21 protein-coding genes are annotated in these 20,669 nt (G+C 57.7%); 7 read left to right on the top strand and 14 right to left on the bottom strand.

What is annotated here, in order from left to right; genetic code table 11:
* Positions 1–28: 28 nt before the first annotated feature.
* The 5 genes from KPHS_11730 to KPHS_11690 all read right to left on the bottom strand — a co-directional run bounded on the left by KPHS_11730 (position 29) and on the right by KPHS_11690 (position 4,882).
* Positions 29–1,231: a putative galactosidase gene (locus KPHS_11730; protein YP_005225473.1), complete on the bottom strand. Its 1,203-nt coding sequence runs from the start codon at positions 1,229–1,231 to the stop codon at positions 29–31.
* 4 nt (positions 1,232–1,235) lie between these two features.
* Positions 1,236–2,087, bottom strand: a complete 852-nt coding sequence (locus KPHS_11720; RefSeq protein YP_005225472.1) for a putative binding-protein-dependent transport systems inner membrane component — start codon at positions 2,085–2,087, stop codon at positions 1,236–1,238.
* A gap of 10 nt (positions 2,088–2,097) precedes the next feature.
* Positions 2,098–3,405: a maltose ABC transporter permease gene (locus tag KPHS_11710; protein ID YP_005225471.1), complete on the bottom strand. Its 1,308-nt coding sequence runs from the start codon at positions 3,403–3,405 to the stop codon at positions 2,098–2,100.
* Positions 3,406–3,467: 62 nt separating this feature from the next.
* Positions 3,468–4,700, bottom strand: a complete 1,233-nt coding sequence (locus KPHS_11700; RefSeq protein YP_005225470.1) for a periplasmic maltose-binding protein — start codon at positions 4,698–4,700, stop codon at positions 3,468–3,470.
* A 38-nt stretch (positions 4,701–4,738) separates the two neighbouring features.
* A complete protein-coding gene (locus KPHS_11690; protein ID YP_005225469.1) occupies positions 4,739–4,882 on the bottom strand; it encodes a hypothetical protein in 144 nt (47 codons plus the stop codon).
* Positions 4,883–5,104: 222 nt separating this feature from the next.
* Between KPHS_11690 and KPHS_11680 the strand changes: the two genes are divergently transcribed.
* Together KPHS_11680 and KPHS_11670 are read left to right on the top strand one after the other, a co-directional pair.
* Positions 5,105–6,166, top strand: coding sequence for an ABC transporter (locus KPHS_11680; protein YP_005225468.1), 1,062 nt, complete (start codon positions 5,105–5,107; stop codon positions 6,164–6,166).
* Positions 6,167–6,417: 251 nt separating this feature from the next.
* Positions 6,418–7,959: an EAL domain-containing protein gene (locus tag KPHS_11670; RefSeq protein YP_005225467.1), complete on the top strand. Its 1,542-nt coding sequence runs from the start codon at positions 6,418–6,420 to the stop codon at positions 7,957–7,959.
* A 34-nt stretch (positions 7,960–7,993) separates the two neighbouring features.
* Here the strand turns inward: KPHS_11670 and KPHS_11660 are convergent, their stop codons facing one another.
* Positions 7,994–8,239: a metal/formaldehyde-sensitive transcriptional repressor gene (locus KPHS_11660; protein ID YP_005225466.1), complete on the bottom strand. Its 246-nt coding sequence runs from the start codon at positions 8,237–8,239 to the stop codon at positions 7,994–7,996.
* Positions 8,240–8,430: 191 nt separating this feature from the next.
* On the opposite strand from KPHS_11660, the gene KPHS_11650 reads away from it, so the two are divergent.
* Positions 8,431–9,312: a nickel/cobalt efflux protein RcnA gene (locus KPHS_11650; RefSeq protein ID YP_005225465.1), complete on the top strand. Its 882-nt coding sequence runs from the start codon at positions 8,431–8,433 to the stop codon at positions 9,310–9,312.
* A 44-nt stretch (positions 9,313–9,356) separates the two neighbouring features.
* On the opposite strand, the gene KPHS_11640 is transcribed toward KPHS_11650, so the two are convergent.
* A complete protein-coding gene (locus tag KPHS_11640) occupies positions 9,357–9,971 on the bottom strand; it encodes a membrane protein (RefSeq protein ID YP_005225464.1) in 615 nt (204 codons plus the stop codon).
* A gap of 88 nt (positions 9,972–10,059) precedes the next feature.
* Here KPHS_11640 and KPHS_11630 point away from each other — a divergent pair, with 88 nt between their 5' ends.
* A complete protein-coding gene (locus tag KPHS_11630; protein YP_005225463.1) occupies positions 10,060–11,487 on the top strand; it encodes a GntR family transcriptional regulator in 1,428 nt (475 codons plus the stop codon).
* 134 nt (positions 11,488–11,621) lie between these two features.
* Here KPHS_11630 and KPHS_11620 read toward each other — a convergent pair whose 3' ends face one another.
* Both KPHS_11620 and KPHS_11610 read right to left on the bottom strand, forming a co-directional pair.
* Positions 11,622–11,837 carry a hypothetical protein gene (locus tag KPHS_11620; RefSeq protein YP_005225462.1) on the bottom strand — a complete coding sequence of 72 codons (216 nt, stop codon included), beginning with the start codon at positions 11,835–11,837 and terminating at the stop codon, positions 11,622–11,624.
* On the bottom strand, positions 11,834–12,091 hold the full coding sequence (locus tag KPHS_11610) for a hypothetical protein (RefSeq protein ID YP_005225461.1): 258 nt from the start codon (positions 12,089–12,091) through the stop codon (positions 11,834–11,836). The genes KPHS_11620 and KPHS_11610 overlap by 4 nt, the downstream gene beginning before the upstream one ends.
* A 646-nt stretch (positions 12,092–12,737) precedes the next feature.
* On the opposite strand from KPHS_11610, the gene KPHS_11600 reads away from it, so the two are divergent.
* Complete coding sequence (locus tag KPHS_11600; RefSeq protein YP_005225460.1) at positions 12,738–13,145, top strand: putative dTDP-glucose pyrophosphorylase; 408 nt, start codon at positions 12,738–12,740, stop codon at positions 13,143–13,145.
* Positions 13,146–13,212: 67 nt separating this feature from the next.
* Entirely contained in the window at positions 13,213–13,524 is a 312-nt protein-coding gene (locus KPHS_11590) for a putative methyltransferase (protein YP_005225459.1), read from the top strand.
* 37 nt (positions 13,525–13,561) lie between these two features.
* Here the strand turns inward: KPHS_11590 and KPHS_11580 are convergent, their stop codons facing one another.
* Complete coding sequence (locus KPHS_11580; protein YP_005225458.1) at positions 13,562–14,053, bottom strand: glycoprotein/polysaccharide metabolism; 492 nt, start codon at positions 14,051–14,053, stop codon at positions 13,562–13,564.
* A 216-nt stretch (positions 14,054–14,269) separates the two neighbouring features.
* Between KPHS_11580 and KPHS_11570 the strand changes: the two genes are divergently transcribed.
* A complete protein-coding gene (locus tag KPHS_11570) occupies positions 14,270–15,133 on the top strand; it encodes an acyl-CoA thioesterase II (RefSeq protein YP_005225457.1) in 864 nt (287 codons plus the stop codon).
* A 54-nt stretch (positions 15,134–15,187) separates the two neighbouring features.
* Here the strand turns inward: KPHS_11570 and KPHS_11560 are convergent, their stop codons facing one another.
* The 4 genes from KPHS_11560 to KPHS_11530 form a co-directional block, all read right to left on the bottom strand.
* Positions 15,188–16,474, bottom strand: coding sequence for an ammonium transporter (locus KPHS_11560; RefSeq protein ID YP_005225456.1), 1,287 nt, complete (start codon positions 16,472–16,474; stop codon positions 15,188–15,190).
* 33 nt (positions 16,475–16,507) lie between these two features.
* Complete coding sequence (locus KPHS_11550; RefSeq protein YP_005225455.1) at positions 16,508–16,846, bottom strand: nitrogen regulatory protein P-II 2; 339 nt, start codon at positions 16,844–16,846, stop codon at positions 16,508–16,510.
* 243 nt (positions 16,847–17,089) lie between these two features.
* Positions 17,090–18,868, bottom strand: coding sequence for a putative multidrug transporter membrane/ATP-binding components (locus KPHS_11540; protein YP_005225454.1), 1,779 nt, complete (start codon positions 18,866–18,868; stop codon positions 17,090–17,092).
* Positions 18,861–20,633 (bottom strand): ATP-binding component of a transport system, encoded by a 1,773-nt coding sequence (locus KPHS_11530; RefSeq protein YP_005225453.1) that lies wholly within the window; start codon positions 20,631–20,633, stop codon positions 18,861–18,863. The genes KPHS_11540 and KPHS_11530 overlap by 8 nt, the downstream gene beginning before the upstream one ends.
* Between the last annotated feature and the right edge of the window lie 36 nt (positions 20,634–20,669).

The following is a 20,669-nucleotide window of genomic DNA, read 5'->3' as shown; positions in this document are numbered from 1 at the left end:
AAACTTCCTGAAAAAGACGACAAAAAAATTAATTAAAAACTTTTACCGACGGCAATACTTTTCCCTGGCAATCAAATAGCGCCTGATTTTCACGTGCATTACCCTCTTTCCACTCGTCGTGGATATATTTCATCCCCGCCGGGGTGGCCCAGGTATTTCCCGGCACGGCAATCCATGTAGGCTCCCAATAGAAAATACCTTTGCCACGCTGCTCTGGCACATCAACCACCGCCTGCATTAAATCGTGAATATAGTTATATTGCCCCTGTACGCTGGCGGGATATCCCCCATCCTTTTCCTCTTTTGCCTGGAAACTATTTTCCGCGTTATCACAGTTGGCCAGGGTATAGGCATAGGCCGCCTCGACGACGATGACGTCTTTGTTATAGCGTTTGCTGATGTCATCCATATTGGCCTTCAGGGCGCTGATCGGGCCATTCCAGTAGGTGTACATCGACAGACCAATCACGTCATACGGTACATGGCGCTTGTCGATCTCATCAAACCACCAGCGGAAGGTATCGTTCTTGGTCCCTTCGGCCAGATGCAGCATGATTTTCACCTGCTCGCCCTGGCGCAGGTTCTCCTTCAGGCCAGCGATAGCCGCGTTCAGCAGGCCAGCCAGCCGGTCGAACTCTCCGCCGCCCTGCCCCCAGCTTTTCCCTTCCGGCCACAGGATGCCGCCGTTGATTTCGTTGCCGATCTGCACCATATCCGGCAGCACGCCCGCCTGCTTAAAGCGGGCGATGGTATCGCGGGTATAGTCATGAATCGCCGTTTTCAGCTGCGGGTAATCCAGCTTTTCCCAGGCTTTCGGCTTGAACTGCTTGCCGGGATCGGTCCAGAAATCGCTGTAGTGAAAATCAAGCAGCAGCTTCATCCCCTGGGCTTTCGCCCGTTTCGCCAGCGCCAGGGTGGTGGCCAGATCATTGTTCCCACCGCCATAGTCCTCGCCGCTCGCCGATTGCGGATCCACCCACAGACGGAGGCGGACATAGTTGACGCCGTTCTCTTTCAGAATGGCGATCGGATCCTTGCGCTGATTATTCTGATCGTAGAACGTCGCCCCGTGCTTTTCGGCGTCCAGCAGCGTGGAGATATCCGCGCCTTTGATAAAGTCCGCCGGCATGCCCTGAAACGCGCGGGTTGCAAGCGCGTCCGCGGCCAGAGAAGAAGTGGAGAAACTGCATGCCAGACAAACCGCAAGCCATGCGGGTGTGAATCTTTTCATGTGCTTATCCTTTAGTACTGCCCGAGGTCAGGCCGGAGACGAAGTATTTTTGTAGCGCCAGGTAGAGGATCGCCACCGGTACGGCGATCAGCACCGCCCCCGCCGCGTAGGTGGTGTAGCTGGCACCCATTTTTTGCGCCACCAGGTTATACAGACCGATAGGCAGCGTGTATTTATCCGGGGTACGCAGGATGGTACTGGAGAGGATGAAATCCCCCAGCGGCCCAGTGAACGAGAACAGCGCCACCACCGCGAGGATGGGCCTCGACAACGGCATGATGATCTCGATAAAGATGCGAAAGCTGCTGGCGCCGTCCATGCGAGCGGACTCATCCAGGTCTTTAGGGATCGCGTCGAGATACCCTTTCATCAACCAGGTATTCATCGGGATCATCCCCCCGACGTAGATCAGCACCAGCGCCAGGTGGCTGTTTATCAGGCCAAGCAGTTGCGACAGCACAAAGATGGCAATCAGCGCGGAAAACTGCGGGATCATCTGCAGCAGCAGGAACAGCATCAGCCCGTTCTGCCGCCCTTTAAAGCGGAAGCGGGAGAAGGCGTAAGCGGTAAAGCTAACGCTAATCAGGGTCAGCACCATGGTCAGGAAGCTGATTTTCATCGAGTTCCAGTACCAGGTGAGGTAATTCACATTGCCATTGAACAGATCGGCATAGTGCTGGAACGACACATTTTCTGGAATGATTGAGGTACTGAGCAGGCTATTGCCGGCGTTCAGCGACGCCCCGACCGTCCAGACCAGCGGATAGATAATCACCACTGAGACCAGAATAACCACCAGCCAGGTGAGAGAGAGCCGGATCCACTTTTCGCGTTTAATACTGGGTGATTGAGCCATGTTGCTTCCCTTACGCCATGTCGTCATTTTTGAAGGATTTGGTGGCGCGGAACTGCCACAGCGCCAGGCCGACGACAAAGATCGACAGCAGGATCGTGATGGTCGCCGCGATGGCGTACTGCGACGAAGACATCGTCAGCTTATAGATCCACGACACCAGAATATCCGTCCCGCCGGCGTTAGAGCCTGCCACCGCAGGGCCGCCGTTGTTGAACAGGTAAATGATATTGAAGTTATTAAAGTTGAAGGTGTACTGGGTGATGATGATCGGCGCGATCGCATACAGCACCAGCGGCAGGGTGATGGTGCGCAGACGGGTAAAGGCGCTGGCGCCGTCCATCGTCGCCGCTTCATACAGATCGTCCGGGATCGCCTGCAACACGCCGGTGGTCATGGCAAAGACAAACGGGAAGCCAAGCCAGGTCTGCATCATGATCAGCGCCGTTTTGGTCCAGAACGGATCGGTGAGCCATGCCTTCGGACTGATGCCAAAAAAGGACAGGATCGCGTTGTTGATGACCCCGAAGGAGTCGTTGAACATACCGGCAAAAACGAGAATGGTGACAAACCCCGGCACCGCCCACGGCAAAATAAAGATGGTGCGGATCAGCGGCTTAAAGCGCAGATCTTTTTGGTTCACCAGAATCGCCAACAACACGCCCACCGTACACTGCAGGGTGGTCGCCAGCAGCGTCCACACCACGGTCCACTGCAGCACATCCAGGAAAGTGGAGCGCCAGATGGAGAGGGTGAAAATATTAATAAAGTTTTTCAGCCCCACCCAGTCCACCAGCTTCGCCGGCGGGGTGTGGTACAGGTTGTAGTTGGTGAAGGCGATGGCGAAACCGAACAGAATCGGAAAGATCACCACAAACACCAGCAGAATAAAGCCCGGGGTGATCATCAGGTACGGAAAGCCGTCGCTCAGCAGCATCTGGTACTGCTTACGCACGCTGTTGAGGGCGATCCCCTCATCGCGTTTTTTGCCGTTGAGCCACGCATCCCGCAGCGAGAGAAAATAGATCAGCACGCCGAAAGCGACGATCAGCACGCTGATAATCCCCTCGGCTAACAGGAAGATAGAGTTATCCCGCGGTACCTCTTCACCCAGGGTATATAACCCCCACAACCCCTCACGCAGGAAATCATAAAAAATCCCCATAAAGCTGCTCAGCAGCACCAGGAAGACCAGCCCTTTCAGCCACTGGCGATGATAAAACTGACCGAAACCCGGCACGATTGCCAGCAGCAGGCCGCACCATGCATGGCGCCCGGGCCCGCGTGCGTCGCTAAAATTTTCGCTGGAATGGATGCTCACACTCGACTCCTTCTACAAACGGGAGGTCCCCCTCCCGCTCGGTGACTTCACGTGACGGTGAATTACTGATTGCTGGCCTGCATCGCTTCGATCTGCATCGTGATCTGTTTCACCGCGTTATCGAGCGCGGCCTGCGGCGCCTGCTTACCGGTGAGGCTCAGTTCAAGCGCGGCGTTGGCCGGCCCCCACACTTCCCCCATCTCGGGAATGCCCGGCATCGCCACCGCTCGCGCCGACTGGATGGCGACGGCGCTGGCCTTTTGGTCGTTTTTAATCACCGGATCGTCAATCATCGCCTTCAGCGGCGGAATTTCGCCAGTGGCGACATAGCGGGCTTTCACATACTGCGGCTGGTTGATGAACTCGATAAACTGTTGCGCCAGCGCTTTGTCTTTACTCCAGGTCGATACTACATAGCCTTTGACGCCGAGGAAGGAGCTCATCGGCTTGCCGTCCGGCAGGGTCGGCAGGGGCGCCACGCCATAGTTAATGCCAGCGGCTTCATACGGCTGGAAAGCCCAGGGGCCGTTGATCACCGCCGCCGCTTTTTTCTCGGTAAACAGGGAATCGATGGCATTCAGCCCGTTATCGCCGAGGATCCCCGCCGGAAAGACCTTCTCGGCATAGAATTTTTTCAGGAAGGTGACGGCTTCGACGGCGCCGGGGGTATTGAGACCCACCTGCTGCGGGTTAAAGCCGCCGCTGTCGTTTTTAGCAAAGATATAGCCGCCCATCGGGCCAATCGCCCCCCAGCTGTAATAGATCTGGTCAAACTTGGCGAGCAGGCCGTATTTGTTCTGCTCGCGCTGGGTTTTCGAGTAGTCCAGCCAGGCCTGCAGGCTGTCCAGCGGCTTGTCGATCAGGTCCTTGTTGTAGATAAGCACCAGGGTTTCCACCGCCTTCGGGATCCCATACAGCGCGTTGTCCATGCGGAAGGCATTGATGGAGGCTGGCGTAAAGGCATCCTGTTTCGCCTGATCGACGCTGAGCGGCGAGAGTAGTCCCTGAACCACGGCGCCGCCGAGCTGGTCATTCGGGATCACCAGCACGTCCGGCCCAATGCCCGCCGGGCCGTCGAGGCGCAGTTTTTCCAGTTGCTGGGCGTAGGGCATCTCCTGGAGATTGACCTTCACGTTGTACTGCTTTTCAAAATCGCTAACCGCGGTTTTGATGCCAGCGGATTTTTTAATGTCCTCCCAGACGTTGAGCTGCCCGGCGGCATGCGCCTGCAGGCTGGCGAGTTGTCCCGCCGCCAGGGTGGTAAGGATCAGTGCAGCAAGCGTGTTCTTTTTCATTATCAACCTCATGTGAAGGTATAACAATTTAATGGTTTTTATTTGAATTCCGTCTGCCAGTTAGAAAAATAAATCTTTTCAAACTGCCGTATTATTTGGAAAACATGTTCTGATGCGCTTTTGTTATACGCTACGCTTTGATCGTTGATAAAACTACCATAAGCTGCCAGTTGTGTGATCATCCTTGCAGAAATGAAACGTCCCTGTATGGCGCAAAATCCGCGGAAGTTATAGTCAGGGCATGATTTTACTGCTGTTGAACATCGTCACACCGATTTGTTACACGTAATACAAATCACACTCAACATAGCGATAAGCCAACGGCAAATAACAGCTACTCACTCCGGGGAATGTGGATGTCCAATATACGACTGAGGAATGTCACCAAAAGGTTCGGCAGCACGGTGACGCTGCACCAGGTCAATCTCGATATTGAAGATGGCGAGTTTGCCGTCTTCGTCGGCCCTTCCGGTTGTGGAAAATCGACGCTACTGCGCATGATTGCCGGGCTGGAAGAGGTCAGCGAAGGAGAAGTACTGATCGGCGATGAGGTGATGAATGATGTCGTGCCCGCCCGCCGCGGCGTGGCGATGGTCTTCCAGTCCTATGCGCTCTATCCGCACATGACGGTGGCAGAGAACATGGGCTACGGGCTGAAGGTGAATAAAGTGCCGAAAACGGAGATCCGTCGCCAGGTGGAAATGGTGGCTAAAACGCTGCAGCTCTCGCACCTGCTGGATCGTAAACCGAAGCAGCTCTCTGGCGGCCAGCGGCAGCGCGTGGCCATTGGCCGGGCGATCGTGCGTAATCCCCGGGTATTTATGTTCGATGAGCCGCTCTCTAACCTTGATGCGGAGCTGCGCGTCGATATGCGCCTGCATATTGCCCGTCTGCACCAGGAGCTGAAGACCACTATGGTGTATGTCACGCACGATCAGGTGGAGGCGATGACGCTGGCCGATAAAATCGTGGTCATGAACTACGGGAAAGTCGAACAAATGGGTTCGCCGATGGCGCTGTACTACAATCCGGTCAACAAATTCGTCGCCGGCTTTATCGGCTCGCCGAAGATGAACTTTCTGCCGGCTATCGTCAGCGACTGGCAGCCGGAACGCTTAACGGTCACCCTCGCGCAGGACCATCAGCTGGCCCTGAATATCGCCACCCAGCCGCTGAAGCCCGGCGCTGCGGTGACGCTGGGGATCCGGCCGGAGCACCTCACCCCGGAAATCACCACCGGTACCGTGGTGGAGTTTCAATGTGAAGTGGTGGAGCGTCTGGGCAACAATACCTATCTGTTCGGCCAGTGCTACGGCCACGACAACGTCAAGGTTCTGCTGCCCGGCGACGTCCATTTCCGCCCCTGGCAGAAAATTAATCTGGCTTTCGATGAGCGCTTCTGCATGGTGTTTGATGAGAACGACCTGCGCATCAGCGCTGATATCCCGGCGCCGGATGCACACTAGCTAACATATTGCTGTCATCTGCGCAGCGTATGCTGCGACTGAATGCCGGAACACACCCTGCCCGGCATTCACACCCTCATTTTTATTCTGCTACATCGGAATCATCCTTCTCTCCCGGCATCGCAGCCTATTGTGATGCCGGCTTTTTCCCCAAACGACGCGTTTTCTCCCGCTGCGCCCGAATTATCTTTCGCATATACTGATGACACCCGGCGAACGATAAGGACACAGGCATGAGGACCCGGCATCTGATGGCGCTGTTTACAGGAGTGCTGATACTGGCCATCATCCTGCCCATTTCACTCAGCATCTGGCAGGCGGCGCGGCAGGCCAAAATGCAGTTCTATCGTGAACTGGATGACTATTCCAACCGTATCGTCGTTCGGACGCTGCAGGTTGCCGACCAGGCCCGGGAAGCGTTACGAGAGGCTGACGCACACACCGCCGCCTCCTGTAGCCCTGAACATCTGCTTACGCTCCGCCGCATCGCCTATACCCATCGCTACATTCAGGAAGTGCTCTGGCTGCGTGATTCCGTGCCGCAATGCTCCTCCCTGGAAGACCATAGCGTCGCGGTCACCTTCCCCCCGCCGGACCACATTGCCCCCGACGGCTATCGCACCTGGCTGACCTCAATTAACGATCTTGGCCTCGATCATCAGATGACGGCCATGGGCAGCCGGCAGCACATGGTGATGATCGACCCCGTCTCCTTTATTGATGTCGTTCCCGCCAGCGAAGAGAAGATCCATACCATGCTGTTTGGCCTGGACCACCAGAAAATGGTGATCAGCAGTCAGCCGCTGCCGGCGAAAGTCTGGCAACGCATTAAAGATCCGCATGTGGATATGCTTACTCTGGATAACACAGTCTACCGGATCCAGCGCATTCCCGAGCTGGGCTCTGGCATCGTAACCTGGTCTTCAACCTTGCCGCTGCAGCAGCGCATTCGACAGCAGCTGTTCTTCTGGCTCCCTGCCGGCATTTTCACCAGCCTGCTCGCCACCTGGCTGCTGCTGCGTCTGCTAAGGCACCTGCGCTCACCGCGCAACAGCATGCTGGACGCCCTCAATTCCGAAGCGATTCAGGTTTACTATCAGCCGATAATCTCGTTGCAGGACGGGAAAATCGCCGGGGCCGAGGCGCTGGCCCGCTGGCAGCAACCCGACGGCACCTTTTTATCGCCGGATATTTTTATTCCTCTGGCCGAGCAGACCGGGCTGATTACGCAGCTGACGGAAGATATCGTCAGGAAAATTTTTACCGATCTCGGTCCCTGGCTGCGGCAGCGGCCGGAAGTGCACATATCCATCAACCTGTCGGTAGATGATTTACGCTCGCCCACCCTACCGACGTTGTTGCACGATCAGCTGCAGCACTGGGGGATCGCCGCCGAACAGATCATCCTTGAAATCACCGAGCGCGGGTTTGTCGACCCGGAGACCACCATGCCGGTGATCGCTCACTACCGTCAGGCTGGCCATCGGATCTCGATTGACGATTTCGGTACCGGCTACTCCAGCCTGAGCTATCTGCAGAAACTGGACGTCGACACGCTGAAAATCGATAAATCTTTTGTCGATACCCTCGAGTACCGGCCGCTGACGCCGCACATTATTGAAATGGCCAAAGCGCTCAATCTGGCCACCGTCGCCGAAGGGGTGGAAACCGAAAGCCAGCGCGACTGGCTGCGCCAGCATGGCGTTCAGTACGCCCAGGGGTGGCTTTACAGCAAAGCGCTGCCAAAAGAGCAGTTCATTCTGTGGGCAGAGCATAACCTCCATGCGCATTAAGCGGCGGGTGGCTTGAGCGGAACGTCAGGGGGCGCTACTTCAGATAGGATTTAATCACCTGCATCACCGTCTCCAGATCCGCTTCGCGCTGCGTCTCGTCAGGCTCTTTCACCACATGGTCGGTAAGATGCCCCTGAATAACCTGCAGCATCATGCCGTTGACCGCGCCGCGGATCGCCGCCAGCTGCTGTAATATTTCAGCGCACTCATGCTCGCGATTAAGCATTTTCTCTAACGCGGTACTCTGCCCCTGAATTTTCTTCAGCCGGGTCAGTAACATCTTTTTGTGTCGAACTGTATGTGACATTGCACGATCCACCGTTTCATTCTGTCCGGGATTACCGACCTGCGTGGTCAGCAACGCCTGCCAGCATACCATGATCCTTTTTATTAGCCGCTTTATCTACTGGGGGGTAGTATTTTACTACTGGGGGGGAGTAGGATAATCGCACTTTTGGCAAGGATCCCGATATGAACGATTTCACTTCCCTTCTGCAGCAGGGCAATGCCTGGCTGTTTATACCCAGCGCAATACTGCTCGGCGCGCTGCACGGCCTCGAACCGGGCCATTCAAAAACGATGATGGCCGCCTTTATCGTGGCGGTACGGGGAACGTTAAAACAGGCGGTACTGCTGGGGCTGGCGGCCACGGTTTCCCATACGGCGGTGGTCTGGCTGATCGCCATGGCCGGCCTGTGGTTTGGCCGCGGCTGGAACGCCCAAACCTCTGAACCCTGGTTTCAGCTGGTCTCAGGGATTGTCGTTGTGCTGATTGCCTGCTGGATGCTCTGGCGCACCTGGCGCGAATCGCAGCCTCACACGCACCATGAGCACCACCATGAACATGAGCACCACCATGAACATGATCACCACCATGACCATGATCACCGCCATGACCATGATCACCGCCATGACCATGATCACCGCCATGACCATCACCATGCGTCCTCATCCGCCGCGCCGCTGGTGGCGGAGGAGTGGCAGGACGCGCATCAGCGGGCTCATGCTCAGGAGATCAACCGGCGCTTTGATGGCCGCCAGGTGACGACCGGGCAGATCGTGCTGTTTGGCCTGACCGGGGGGCTGATCCCCTGCCCGGCGTCCATTACCGTGCTGCTTATCTGTTTACAGCTGAAGAAATTCTCGCTGGGCGCCACGCTGGTGCTGGGCTTTAGCGTTGGTCTGGCGCTGACGCTGGTGGCTTCCGGGGCCATCGCCGCCCTGAGCCTTAAACATGCCACCCGCCGCTGGCCGTGGCTTAACGACCTCTCGCGCAAGGCGCCCTGGTTCTCAGGCTTACTGATTATTGTGGTGGGGATCTACATGATGCTTCATGGCCTGAGCGGCCTGTAAGCGATGAAAGGCCCTCTCCGTGATGAAGAGGGCGATGGGTTAATTCAGGAGACTATTTCCCGGGGAGGGCTGACCGCGTTGCGGCTGACGGGCTGGCTGAACCACGGTAGGCACAGCTGGATCAGCGGCCCAATCGACAGCGCGTAGATGACGGTTCCGACGCCAAATTTGCCCCCCAGCAGCCAGCCAATCAGCAGTACGGAAAGCTCGATCGCCGTCCGGATACCGCGCAGTGACCAACCAGTGCGAGCATGCAGACCGGTCATCAGGCCATCGCGCAGCCCGGGGCCAAAGCCCGCGCCAATATACATTCCGGTAGCGATAGCGTTCAGCACAATCGCTCCTACCAGCAGCGCACTGCGCGCCACCATCGACTCCAGCGGCGGCAGGACGGCCAGCGTGGCGTCCGCCGCTAGTCCCAGCACGATGACATTGCTCACCGTGCCGAGCCCCGGCATTTGCCGGATCGGGATCCACAGCAGCAGTACCGCCGCGCCGGTCAGGATAATCACCGTACCGAAACTGATACCCAGCTGTTTAGCCACCCCGAGATGGAAAACATCCCACGGATCGGCGCCGAGATTGGCATGCACGAAGAGCGCCGTGGACACGCCGTAAAGCACCAGACCAATATATAACTGCAGCAGGCGACGAAGCATATTTTTTCCTCAACATCATTGCGAATGCCCTCATCATCAGCAAAAATGGACTGATAATTAATGGCCAGTTTTGGAAAAGTGGATCGCTATGTCAGCCCGACGCTTTGGAACCCAATCGCTGGTACGCCTGCTCGGCAACTGGCAGGAGACCAGCTCACGCACGCCGCTATGGCGCCAGCTGGCGGAAGCGCTCCGCCTGCTGATCCTTGATGGTCGCCTGACGCTGCAAACGCGCCTGCCCGGCGAGCGCGAGCTGGCGGCGGCCCTGAACGTCAGCCGGACCACCATCGCCAGCGCCCTCGGCCAGTTGCGGGAGGAGGGCTTTCTCTACAGCCGCCAGGGGAGCGGGTCACGCATTGTTTTGCCGGAACGCCCCGCCGATCTTCCTCTGCCTGCCGGCATCTCATCTACGCTTAATCTATCTACCGCCGCCCTCAGCGCCGGGCCGGAGGTCCATCAGGCCTTCCAGCACGCTATGACCCTGCTGCCGCCCTATCTCGCACAGACTGGCTATGACCAGCAGGGGCTGCCGGTGCTGCGGGAGGCGATTGCCCGGCGCTACAGCGAACGCGGTCTGCCGACGCGGCCCGATGAGGTGATGGTGGTCAACGGCGCCCTCAGCGCCTTCGCGCTGATCCTGCGCCTGTTCACCGGGCCGGGCGATCGGGTGGTTATTGACGCCCCCACCTATCCGATGGCCATCAGCGCCATTCAGGGCGCCTCCTGCCGCCCCGTCGGGGTTGCGCTTCCGCAGCAGGGATGGGACTGCGATGGACTGGCGGCGACTATTGCGCAGACTGCGCCGCGGCTGGCGTGGCTGATGCCGGATTTTCACAACCCCACCGGACGCTGTATGGATGCCCCCACCCGCCAGCGGGTTGCGGACATCGCCGCCAGGACGCGAACAACGCTGGTAATCGACGAGACCATGGCCGACCTTTGGTATAACGCGCCGCCGCCCCCGCCGCTGGCCAGCTTCAATCCCGATGCCGCGGTGCTCACCATTGGTTCGGCCGGGAAAAGCTTCTGGGGGGGACTACGTATCGGCTGGATCCGCGCCAGCGCGCGGACCATCGCCTCGCTTATTCAGGCCCGCGATTCGCTGGATTTGGGTACGCCGCTGCTGGAGCAACTGGCCTGCAGCTGGCTACTGGAAAATGCCGCCACACTGCTGCCGCCGCGGCGGAATATGCTCAAGGCGCGCCGGGACATGTGCGAAACGCTGATGGCGGAATATTTTCCCCGCTGGCGGTTTTCGCCACCGGAAGGTGGGCTCTCTTTTTGGGTGGAACTTCCTGACATGCTGGCCACCCTGTTCTCTGCGCGTGCGGAAAGCCAGGGGATCCATATCGGCACCGGTACGCGGTTTGGGCTGGAAGGGGCGTTCGATCGCTATTTACGTCTGCCGTTTACGCTGCCGGATGAAGCATTGCGCCGGGCCTTCTCCACGCTACAACCGCTGTGGCAAAGCCTTGCTGAACAGAAGGAAAATACACGTTTGCGAAAAATAATATAAGAAAATAGCGACGGGCTGACTTCAGCCCGTCAAATGACCTTCATCCATGAGGTATATGAGATGTTTTTATAAAATTGCCTGGCTATCCTGCCCTCTGGTTATGGCAACCCAATGACAGAAAGAAGGCAATTTCATTAATGCTGGCGCGGAATAGGAAACCCTTTCAGGGAAATAATAAAGCCATCTTCATCTTTTTTGATTTTAGCGCCGGTGTCACACCAGTCGGAAGCAATGCGAAAGAACTCATCACTACCGATATTCCAGTTCAGGCGGACGTGTTTTACGTATCCTGAGCGCAACATATCGCAAGCTTCGCTATAGTTGCTGGCTGTAGAGAATTGTTGTTTCATTTTTTCTTCTTCAGAAGTTTTCTTAATGCTTTGATTTCTTTAGGGGTAAGTGGCGTCGCTTCCTCTTCGGTATGCTGGCTGTCAATGTCCTCTTCCGTCACCCCCGCCTCACCTGCTGACTCCTCCAGCTGAAAAGCCAGCTGCAGCAGCTTTTCCGTTGCCGTTCCCAGGTTCTCGTTATTAACTTCCGCATAATGACGCAACTTTTCTTTTAGCTCTGCGTCAATTTTTACATTCAAAACCACTGTGGTCATAGCTACGCTTCCCGTGCAATAAAATCATCATAATTAATACACGAAGTTAACATGCTGATCCAGAGATATATTTTACAGCATGAGCCTGGCAACAAATTCCCATCAGTAAGATGCGCTTTATTTATGACATGCAAATGACATTAATATTTCAGTAGTATTTCAGATTTATGACAAGTAAATATTATGGAATAAAAGCAGGGGGTTTTAACAACAAAAACTAATATGCGATCTTTATCAGAAATTAATTATTGCAGGAGTAAAAACCGGACAAATATAAGGGAAACACCAGGCGGGAGAAATGGGTGGGGGCCCTGCCAGCTACATCCCGGCACACACGTCGTCTGCTCTGGCTGCTTCCTTCCGGACCTGACCTGGTAAACAGAGTAGCGTTGCGGGAGAACCAACAGAGCCCCCATTGAGAGCGTTAGTTGCCTAACGCGCTGGCGCATTATCCCTGCTGACCTGGTGAATTGCAAGCTCACACCGTCCGCCTGCTGGTTTATTGCGCAATAACGCGAATAAAACCAGCCACTCACGGTCAGCCTGTGAGATTGCGAGCCCGCGCTCAGCACACATACGGGTTATCCACCATACTTATCCTCTTCGTCCTCTTTTATCACCAGTACATTGTCTCGACGGTAATCGAATGACTGACTCATCACCACAGACCATCACTCTGCCTTTACCTGCTATTGAAGGGATGACCATCGCCTTTCAGGGCGTAAACTACCTGCGTCCTGAAAAAATGCTCGACTTCGCGACCATCAGTCCCGCGCCGGTGCGGGCGGTTACGCCGCTGGCGCTGCTCTATTCCACCGTCGGCGTGCTGCGCCAGGTGGAGCTACGCAAGCTGCCGGTCTATATCAGCGGTCGGGTGGTGTACCCTATCTCGTCGTTAACCATGCCGGGCCTGCGCGCGAGGCTGATCATCAACGCCACTTCGCAGCGGTTGAAATTTCTTGAAAGTCTCATCGCCAGCTCAGCCTCCGACAATGTCCATGGCATGCAGATCCTCGGCCTCGCTCTGACGTTCACCGTCGAACAGGCCGCCTGACCCAGGCCGGCTGTACAGCTCCTGGCTTAGCGCTTATGCTGACGTTTTGCCGGTAACAGGACAGAAAATGGCTCCGCACGACACATTTCCCCAACGCGTCTGGCACATCGTGGCGTCGATACCGGAAGGGTATGTCACGACCTACGGCGAGGTCGCCCGGCTGGCTGGTTCACCGCGCGCGGCGCGCCAGGTGGGCGGCGTATTGAAGCGCCTGCCGGAAGGGTCCACCCTGCCATGGCATCGGGTGGTCAATCGCCATGGCGATATCTCCCTCACCGGCCCCGATCTACAGCGGCAGCGTCAGGCGCTGCTGGCCGAGGGTGTGCAGGTCTCCGGCAGCGGCCATATCGATCTCCAGCATTATCGCTGGGTTTATTGAAGGCAAAAAAAAGCCCCCATCCGGGGGCGTAGCGAGCTTACTGGGCGACAGGAACGGCGGTCTGCTGGACCGGAACCAGCGTCAGGTCGGCATGAGTGCCGCCCTGGTTTATTACCGTCTGCACGGTATCGGTAATAAACATCAACTGGCCGTTAACCGTGATCGCCGCGCTTAGCAGAATGCGAGCGTTCGGTTGAATATCTGCCGGGTTGTAAGGCAGCGCAAAGTTAAATGGCGCCTGTTTGCCTTCGGTACGCACCGCTTTTTGCGACAATACGCGGGCTGGCGCATCTGCCAGAGAAGCATCCGACAGGGTCACCGTCAGTACCGCATCCGGCGGTAAAGCGATTCTCTGGCGGATATTAATCGTCCCCGTGACGCTCGGCTGCTGCTGCGCCACGCTCAGCGTCGCGATACCGTAAGGGTCGGGCGCGGCCGCCTGCGTCGAAGAATTGTTCGAGTGGTGATTAGCACAGGCGGTCAGCGTCGCGGCGACGGCTAAGGCACTAAACATATAGGCAAATTTCATGATGTTCTCCTTATCATCCCTTAATACCCAGGAGGATGTTCCGCCGCTTCGCCGGCAGGAACTTTCGTGTCGTCAATAAGTGTGGCACAGATCTCAGATTTGTTCCTGTTAACTGGTCGTTATTCAGATTATTACACCCATCGGACCACTTGCGATTCCAGGTTATACTTGGCCACATTACGCGCGCTGCGCCGCTATTGTTAATTGAGGATAAGTATGAGTCAGGCACTCTCTAACCTGCTGGCATTATTAGATCTGGAAAAAATTGAGGAAGGGTTGTTTCGCGGGCAGAGCGAAGACCTGGGGTTACGTCAGGTTTTTGGCGGCCAGGTAGTGGGTCAGGCGCTGTATGCGGCAAAAGAGACCGTGCCCGTTGAGCGTCTGGTTCATTCGTTTCACAGCTACTTTCTTCGCCCCGGCGATAGCCAGAAGCCGATCGTTTACGATGTGGAGGTGCTGCGCGATGGCAACAGCTTCAGCGCCCGTCGGGTCGCCGCCATCCAGAACGGGAAGCCGATTTTCTATATGACCGCCTCCTTCCAGGCGCCAGAGAATGGCTATGAGCATCAGAAAGCAATGCCGGCCGCCCCCTCCCCTGACGGCCTGCCTTCGGAAACCGATATCGCTCGCAAGCTGGCGCATCTCCTGCCGCCGCAGGTGAAAGACAAATTCCTCTGCGATAAACCGCTGGAGATCCGTCCGGTGGAGTTTCATAACCCAATGAAAGGCCATATCGCCGAACCGGTGCGCCAGGTCTGGCTGCGCGCCAACGGCGCAGTCCCTGACGATCTGCGTATTCATCAGTATCTGCTGGGCTATGCTTCAGACTTTAACTTCCTGCCGGTGGCGCTGCAGCCGCACGGCGTTGGTTTCCTTGAGCCCGGCATGCAGGTCGCCACCATCGACCACTCTATGTGGTTCCACCGGCCGTTTAATATTAACGAATGGCTGCTTTATAGCGTCGAAAGCACCTCGGCCTCCAGCGCCCGCGGCTTCGTTCGCGGCGAATTCTACACCCAGGATGGCACGCTGGTTGCCTCAACGGTTCAGGAAGGGGTGATGCGCAACCGCAACGCATAAAAAAAGCCTCCCGGACGGGAGGCTTTTCGCTATCAGGAGAGAATGGCTTTTTTATCAGGCGTTATAGGCGTTTTCGCCATGGCTGTTGACGTCCAGCCCTTCGCGCTCCTGCTCTTCCGGCACGCGCAGCCCGACGGTCATATCCGCCACCTTGTAGCCGATAAACGCCACAACGCCGGACCAGACCACGGTGATGGCGATACTTTCCAGTTGCACCAGCAGCTGATGGCCCATGGTGACGCCTTCCGCATAACCGACGCCGCCCAGAGAAGTCGCCGCGAAGATACCAGTCAGGATACAGCCGACGATGCCGCAGACGCCGTGAACGCCGAAGACGTCGCAAGGATCATCCACACGCAGCCAGCGTTTCAGCGCAGTCACGCCCCAGATACCCGCCAGGCCAGAGGCGATACCGACGATCAGCGCCCCGCCGACACCGATATAACCACACGCCGGCGTAACGCCAACCAGACCGGCAATTGCCCCGGAGCAGGCGCCCAGCAGTGAAGGTTTGCCGCGCAGAGCCCATTCGCCAAAGGTCCACGCCAGGATAGCCGCAGCGGTCGCCACGACGGTGTTAACGAACGCCAGGGCCGCAATTTCATTCGCTGCGCTGGCAGAGCCGGCGTTGAAGCCGAACCAGCCCACGTAGAGGATAGCGGTGCCAGTGAACACCATCGGCAGGTTATGCGGTTTGAACGCTTCTTTGCCGAAGCCCACGCGTTTGCCCATCATATAGGCGCCCACCAGCCCGGCGACCGCGGCGTTGATGTGCACAACGGTGCCGCCGGCGAAGTCCAGCGCGCCATGGGTCGCCAGCAGACCGCCGCCCCAAACCATATGCGCAATCGGCACGTAGGAGAGTGTCATCCACACCACCACGAAGATCAGTACCGCGGAGAAACGAATACGTTCCGCCAACGCCCCGACAATCAGCCCGACGGTGATGCAGGCGAACGAGCCCTGGAATGCCACGTGGATATACTGATAGAAGGTGCCCATCAGCGCTTTCAGCTCAATATTTTTCAGCATCACCCAGTCAAAGCTGCCGAAGAAGCTGCCGCCGGTGCCGAAGGCCAGGGTATAGCCATAAATCACCCACAATACGCAGACCAGGCCAAAGGTGACAATCACCTGAGTCAGCATGGACAGAACGTTCTTACCGCGGATCAGGCCGCCGTAAAACAGCGCAATCCCCGGGATAGTCATAAACAGAACCAGCGCGGTGCAAATCATCATAAACGCGTTATCGGCTTTGTCCGCCACCGCAGGCGCGGCCATCGCCAGCCCCGGCAGAAGGGCTAATGCCCCCAGACCCGATTTCATTGTTGCCATTTTCATTGTTTCGTTCCCCATCACTGTGTGGTCTGGAAATTACAGTGCCGCTTCGTCAGCTTCGCCGGTACGGATGCGAATGACGCGCTGCAATTCAGCGACGAAAATTTTGCCGTCGCCAATTTTTCCGGTGTAAGCCGCTTTGCTGATGACATCGATGACTTCATCCAGCTGATCGTCGGCAATCGCCACATCAATCTTCACTTTTGGCAGAAAGTTGACGCTATACTCGGCGCCGCGGTAGAGCTCCGCGTGACCTTTCTGACGGCCAAATCCTTTGACTTCAGTGACCGTCAGGCCCTGAATGCCGATGGAAGACAAAGCTTCACGCACGTCTTCCAGTTTGAATGGTTTGATTACCACGGTAACCAGCTTCATAAGTCCCCTCCAGTCAGTATTCGGTAATGGCCGCAGCTAACACGATGGATATAAAGCAAGGGCTATGCCAGAAATGAAAAAAGGCCGCAAAGCGGCCCTTTGATGGCAAAAAACAGGGGACAGGTCAGGCAATATCCTGCGCAACGGCGCCTGGCGCGCAAAAATGCACCACAACGGTGCATTTGATGTAACGTTTTTGCACCATCGCAGGCCGCCCAGCGTTCCCTGCCTGCTGGTGGTGCATCAGGCGCTGAGCGACTCCTCTCTGGCGCTGGCCGCCAGCTCTTCGCCGGCCAGCTGCAGCTGATACATCTGCCAGTAGCGGCCTTTCGCCGCCAGCAGCTGCTGATGGGTGCCCCGCTCGACAGCCTGACCTCGATGCAGAACCAGGATGGTATCGGCCTCCACAATGGTCGACAGCCGATGGGCAATAACCACGAGGGTGGTATGCTGGCGGACCTTCGCCAGCGCCTGCTGGATCGCCTGCTCGGTACCGGAGTCGATGTTTGCCGTCGCCTCATCCAAAATCAGTACCTGCGGGGTGTCCACCAGCACGCGAGCCAGCGCCAGCAGCTGCTTCTGCCCGACGGAGAGATTATTGCCCTGCTCGCCCAGTTGGGTGTACAGCCCATCGCTCATGCTGCGCGCCACCGCCGCCAGCTGCACCGCCTCCAGCGCTTCCCAAACCTGCGCCTCACTGATGTCCCGGCCCAGCGCGACGTTGGCGTAGAAGGTATCCGCCAGCACTACGGGATCCTGTTGCACCATCGCGATGCCCCGACGCAACGCGCTGTGGCTGAGGGATGCGAGCGGTCGACCATCGATGCGGATCTCGCCGTGGGTTAACGGGTAATAGCCCATCATCAGACTGGCGAGGGTACTCTTTCCGCTGCCGGTATGTCCGACCAGCGCCACGAAGCTGCGGGAGGGAATATCCAGCGTGATATCCTGGAGAACCAGACGGTCCCCCCGGTAAGCAAAGGAGAGATGGTCAATTTCCACCCGACCGCTGCTCAGCGGCGCGTCATCCGTACCCCACGCCTGGCGCGGGCGATCCATCAGCTCGAAAACGCGCTCGCCGGCGACCACCGCCTGCTGCAGCATCGACTGCTGGGTGGTCAGCTCGATAAGCGGCTCGTTAAGGCGTCCAAGATAGCTGATAAACGCGTACAGGACCCCAACCTCGATCGTGCCCACCGCGCTAAAGCCGAACAGCATCAGCAGCCCGCACAGCACCAGCGAGGAAAAAAGGCTCAGCAGCGGGCGCAGCAGAAAACCGTCCAGGCGCAGCGTCTGCATCCGCGCCAGATAGTGGGCATAGCTGGCCTCGCGCATCCGTTCGCCAAAGCGCGCCTGCTGGCGGAACTGCTGGATGACGCCCATGCCGTTGATCACTTCGTTGAAGCCATCGTTGATGTCGGCAAGCCAGGCGCGCACCCGCCGCACGATCGGCGTGCTATAGCGCTGATAGATAATCATCACGATCAGCACCGCCGGGAAAATCGCGATCGCCACCAGCGCCATCCGCCAGTCGAGGCTAAACATCGCCACCAGCATCGCGCCGATCAGCGCTGCGCTGCGCAGTACCGTAGCCACCACCGTCACGTACAGATCGCGAATGACTTCCGTATCGTTGGTTACCCGTGAGATAAGCTGCCCAACCGGCTGGGTATCAAACTCGCTGAGCGGCTGATGCAGGGCGGCATCCATCACGTCGCTGCGCAACTGCTGGACGACGCCGACCGCGGCGCGGTTAAACAGCAGCGACTGGTTATAGTGCAGGAGCGCCGCCAGCAGCTGCAGGCCGATATAGGCTACCGCCAGACCGGCCACCAGCTTCAGCGGCAGCGTATGTTTCGCCACCATGTTGTCGATGAAATAGCTGATAAGCAGCGGGCCGCTCACTTCCGCCGCCGCCGCAATCCACATCATCGCCACCGCGATGGCCAACGGCTTGCGCCACGGTGAACCATAGGCCAGCAGGCGTTTAAGCGTCGGCCAGAGTTCGGTAAAGCTACGCATCCAGGGCCTCCTCTTGCGTCTGCGGAACCTCGTCGAGCGCGGCCTCCAGCTGCTGATATCGATACATGTCGCGGTACCAGCCGGGCTGCACGGCCAGCGCCTCGTGGCGGCCGCGCTGGGCAATATGCCCATGCTGCAGTACCAAAATTTCACTGGCCTCGGTGAGCGCCGACAGGCGGTGGGCGCTGATAATGACCGTCCGCCCCTCCCCCCACTGGCGCAGGTTATGCAGGATCTGGTGCTCGGTGCGGCCATCCACCGCCGATAAGGCATCGTCGAGGATCAAAATTTCGGCCTCCAGCAGCAGGGCGCGAGCAATAGAGATGCGCTGTTTCTGGCCGCCGGAGAGCATCACGCCGCGCTCGCCCACTTCGGTCTCGTAGCCCTGAGGCAGACGCAGAATGTCGTCATGCACGCTGGCCAGTTGAGCAACCCGCTCAATCTGCGCCTGCGTCGCGTCCGGTTTTCCCAGCGCGATATTATTGGCGACGGTATCGGAGAATAAAAATGGCGTCTGATTGACCACCGCCAACCGGGCGCGCCAGCTGTCGAGCTGCAGAATCGGCAGCAGCAGATCGTGAAAGCGGATCTCGCCGTGAGTGACGTCAAAATGGCGCTGCAGCAGCGCCAGAATGGTGCTTTTGCCGGCGCCCGTCGGCCCGCAGATGCCCAGCATTTGCCCCGGCTGGAGAGTAAAATTTACCTGCTCCAGCGAAGGTTTGCTCGCCTGCGGATAGATGAAATCGCGGATAGCAACCTGCAGGACGCCGCGGCCTGCCGGCACCGCCTCGGTCCCGTCATCCACCGCCGGCGCCTCTTCAAGCATCGTGCGGATACGACCATAGGCCGCGCTACCGCGCTCCACGATGTTAAACATCCACGCCAGCGCTAGCATCGGCCAGATCATCAGGCCAAGATACATCACGAAGCTGGTCAGCTGGCCCAGGGTCAGGCTGCCGTGGATCACCATCCAGCTGCCGCCGCCGATGGCCAGCAGGTTAGCGGCCCCGATGGCGATATAGATGGTGGGGTCGAAGCGGGCGTCAATGCGTGCCACGCGCATGTTTTTCGCGCCGGTATCGGCAGCATCGGCAGCAAACTGCGCCGACTGGCGATCCTCCAGCCCAAACGCCTTAATCATGCGGATGCTGGTCAGGCTCTCCTGCGTGCGATCGTTGAGGCTGGAAAAGGCCGCCTGAGCAACGCGAAAACGTTCGTGAAGCGCATCGCCGTTACGTTTGATCGCCAGGGCCATCAGCGGCATCGGCAGCAGCGCCAGCAGAGTAAGCTGCCAGCTAATCTGCGTCGACATTACAATCAATACCGCACAGCCCATCACCAGGGAATCCACCAGGGTTAATACTCCTTCGCCAGCGGCAAACACCACCCGGTCCACGTCATTGGTGGCGCGGGCGATAAGATCCCCGGTGCGATGGCGCAAATAGAACGCCGGATGCTGGCGGCTCAGTTGCCGGTAAAAATCTTCCCGCAGCTCAACCGCCAACTGGTAAGAAGCGCCGAACAACAGCACGCGCCAGACATAGCGCAGCAGGTAGACCATCACCGCGATCAGCACCAGCGCGCCGATCCACATCCACACCTTCTCCGCGGTGTAATGTTGTTGCGTCACGCCGTCGACCACAATGCCCACCACCTTCGGCGGAATAAGCTGCAGGACGGCAATAATGACCAGCAGGGCAATTGCGCCAAGATAGCGGCGCCACTCCCGGCGGAAGTACCAGCTGAGTTGAGCAAATAATCGCAAGCAATAAAATCCTGATTTTGTAATGGGTTACGGCGC

It is taken from the genome of Klebsiella pneumoniae subsp. pneumoniae HS11286 (assembly GCF_000240185.1).
Taxonomy (GTDB): domain Bacteria; phylum Pseudomonadota; class Gammaproteobacteria; order Enterobacterales; family Enterobacteriaceae; genus Klebsiella; species Klebsiella pneumoniae.
The sequence above is the reverse complement of the archived record's forward strand: the minus strand, read 5'-3'. Positions and strand labels throughout refer to the sequence as shown.

Bases quoted from the DNA above. Each gene is read 5' to 3' on its own strand.
- KPHS_11730 (YP_005225473.1), bottom strand. From the start codon at position 1,231: ATGAAAAGATTCACACCCGCATGGCTTGCGGTTTGTCTGGCATGCAGT.
- KPHS_11720 (YP_005225472.1), bottom strand. From the start codon at position 2,087: ATGGCTCAATCACCCAGTATTAAACGCGAAAAGTGGATCCGGCTCTCT.
- KPHS_11700 (YP_005225470.1), bottom strand. From the start codon at position 4,700: ATGAAAAAGAACACGCTTGCTGCACTGATCCTTACCACCCTGGCGGCG.
- KPHS_11690 (YP_005225469.1), bottom strand. From the start codon at position 4,882: ATGATCACACAACTGGCAGCTTATGGTAGTTTTATCAACGATCAAAGC.
- KPHS_11670 (YP_005225467.1), top strand. From the start codon at position 6,418: ATGGCGCTGTTTACAGGAGTGCTGATACTGGCCATCATCCTGCCCATT.
- KPHS_11660 (YP_005225466.1), bottom strand. From the start codon at position 8,239: ATGTTACTGACCCGGCTGAAGAAAATTCAGGGGCAGAGTACCGCGTTA.
- KPHS_11650 (YP_005225465.1), top strand. From the start codon at position 8,431: ATGAACGATTTCACTTCCCTTCTGCAGCAGGGCAATGCCTGGCTGTTT.
- KPHS_11640 (YP_005225464.1), bottom strand. From the start codon at position 9,971: ATGCTTCGTCGCCTGCTGCAGTTATATATTGGTCTGGTGCTTTACGGC.
- KPHS_11630 (YP_005225463.1), top strand. From the start codon at position 10,060: ATGTCAGCCCGACGCTTTGGAACCCAATCGCTGGTACGCCTGCTCGGC.
- KPHS_11620 (YP_005225462.1), bottom strand. From the start codon at position 11,837: ATGAAACAACAATTCTCTACAGCCAGCAACTATAGCGAAGCTTGCGAT.
- KPHS_11610 (YP_005225461.1), bottom strand. From the start codon at position 12,091: ATGACCACAGTGGTTTTGAATGTAAAAATTGACGCAGAGCTAAAAGAA.
- KPHS_11600 (YP_005225460.1), top strand. From the start codon at position 12,738: ATGACTGACTCATCACCACAGACCATCACTCTGCCTTTACCTGCTATT.
- KPHS_11590 (YP_005225459.1), top strand. From the start codon at position 13,213: ATGGCTCCGCACGACACATTTCCCCAACGCGTCTGGCACATCGTGGCG.
- KPHS_11580 (YP_005225458.1), bottom strand. From the start codon at position 14,053: ATGAAATTTGCCTATATGTTTAGTGCCTTAGCCGTCGCCGCGACGCTG.
- KPHS_11570 (YP_005225457.1), top strand. From the start codon at position 14,270: ATGAGTCAGGCACTCTCTAACCTGCTGGCATTATTAGATCTGGAAAAA.
- KPHS_11560 (YP_005225456.1), bottom strand. From the start codon at position 16,474: ATGAAAATGGCAACAATGAAATCGGGTCTGGGGGCATTAGCCCTTCTG.
- KPHS_11550 (YP_005225455.1), bottom strand. From the start codon at position 16,846: ATGAAGCTGGTTACCGTGGTAATCAAACCATTCAAACTGGAAGACGTG.
- KPHS_11540 (YP_005225454.1), bottom strand. From the start codon at position 18,868: ATGCGTAGCTTTACCGAACTCTGGCCGACGCTTAAACGCCTGCTGGCC.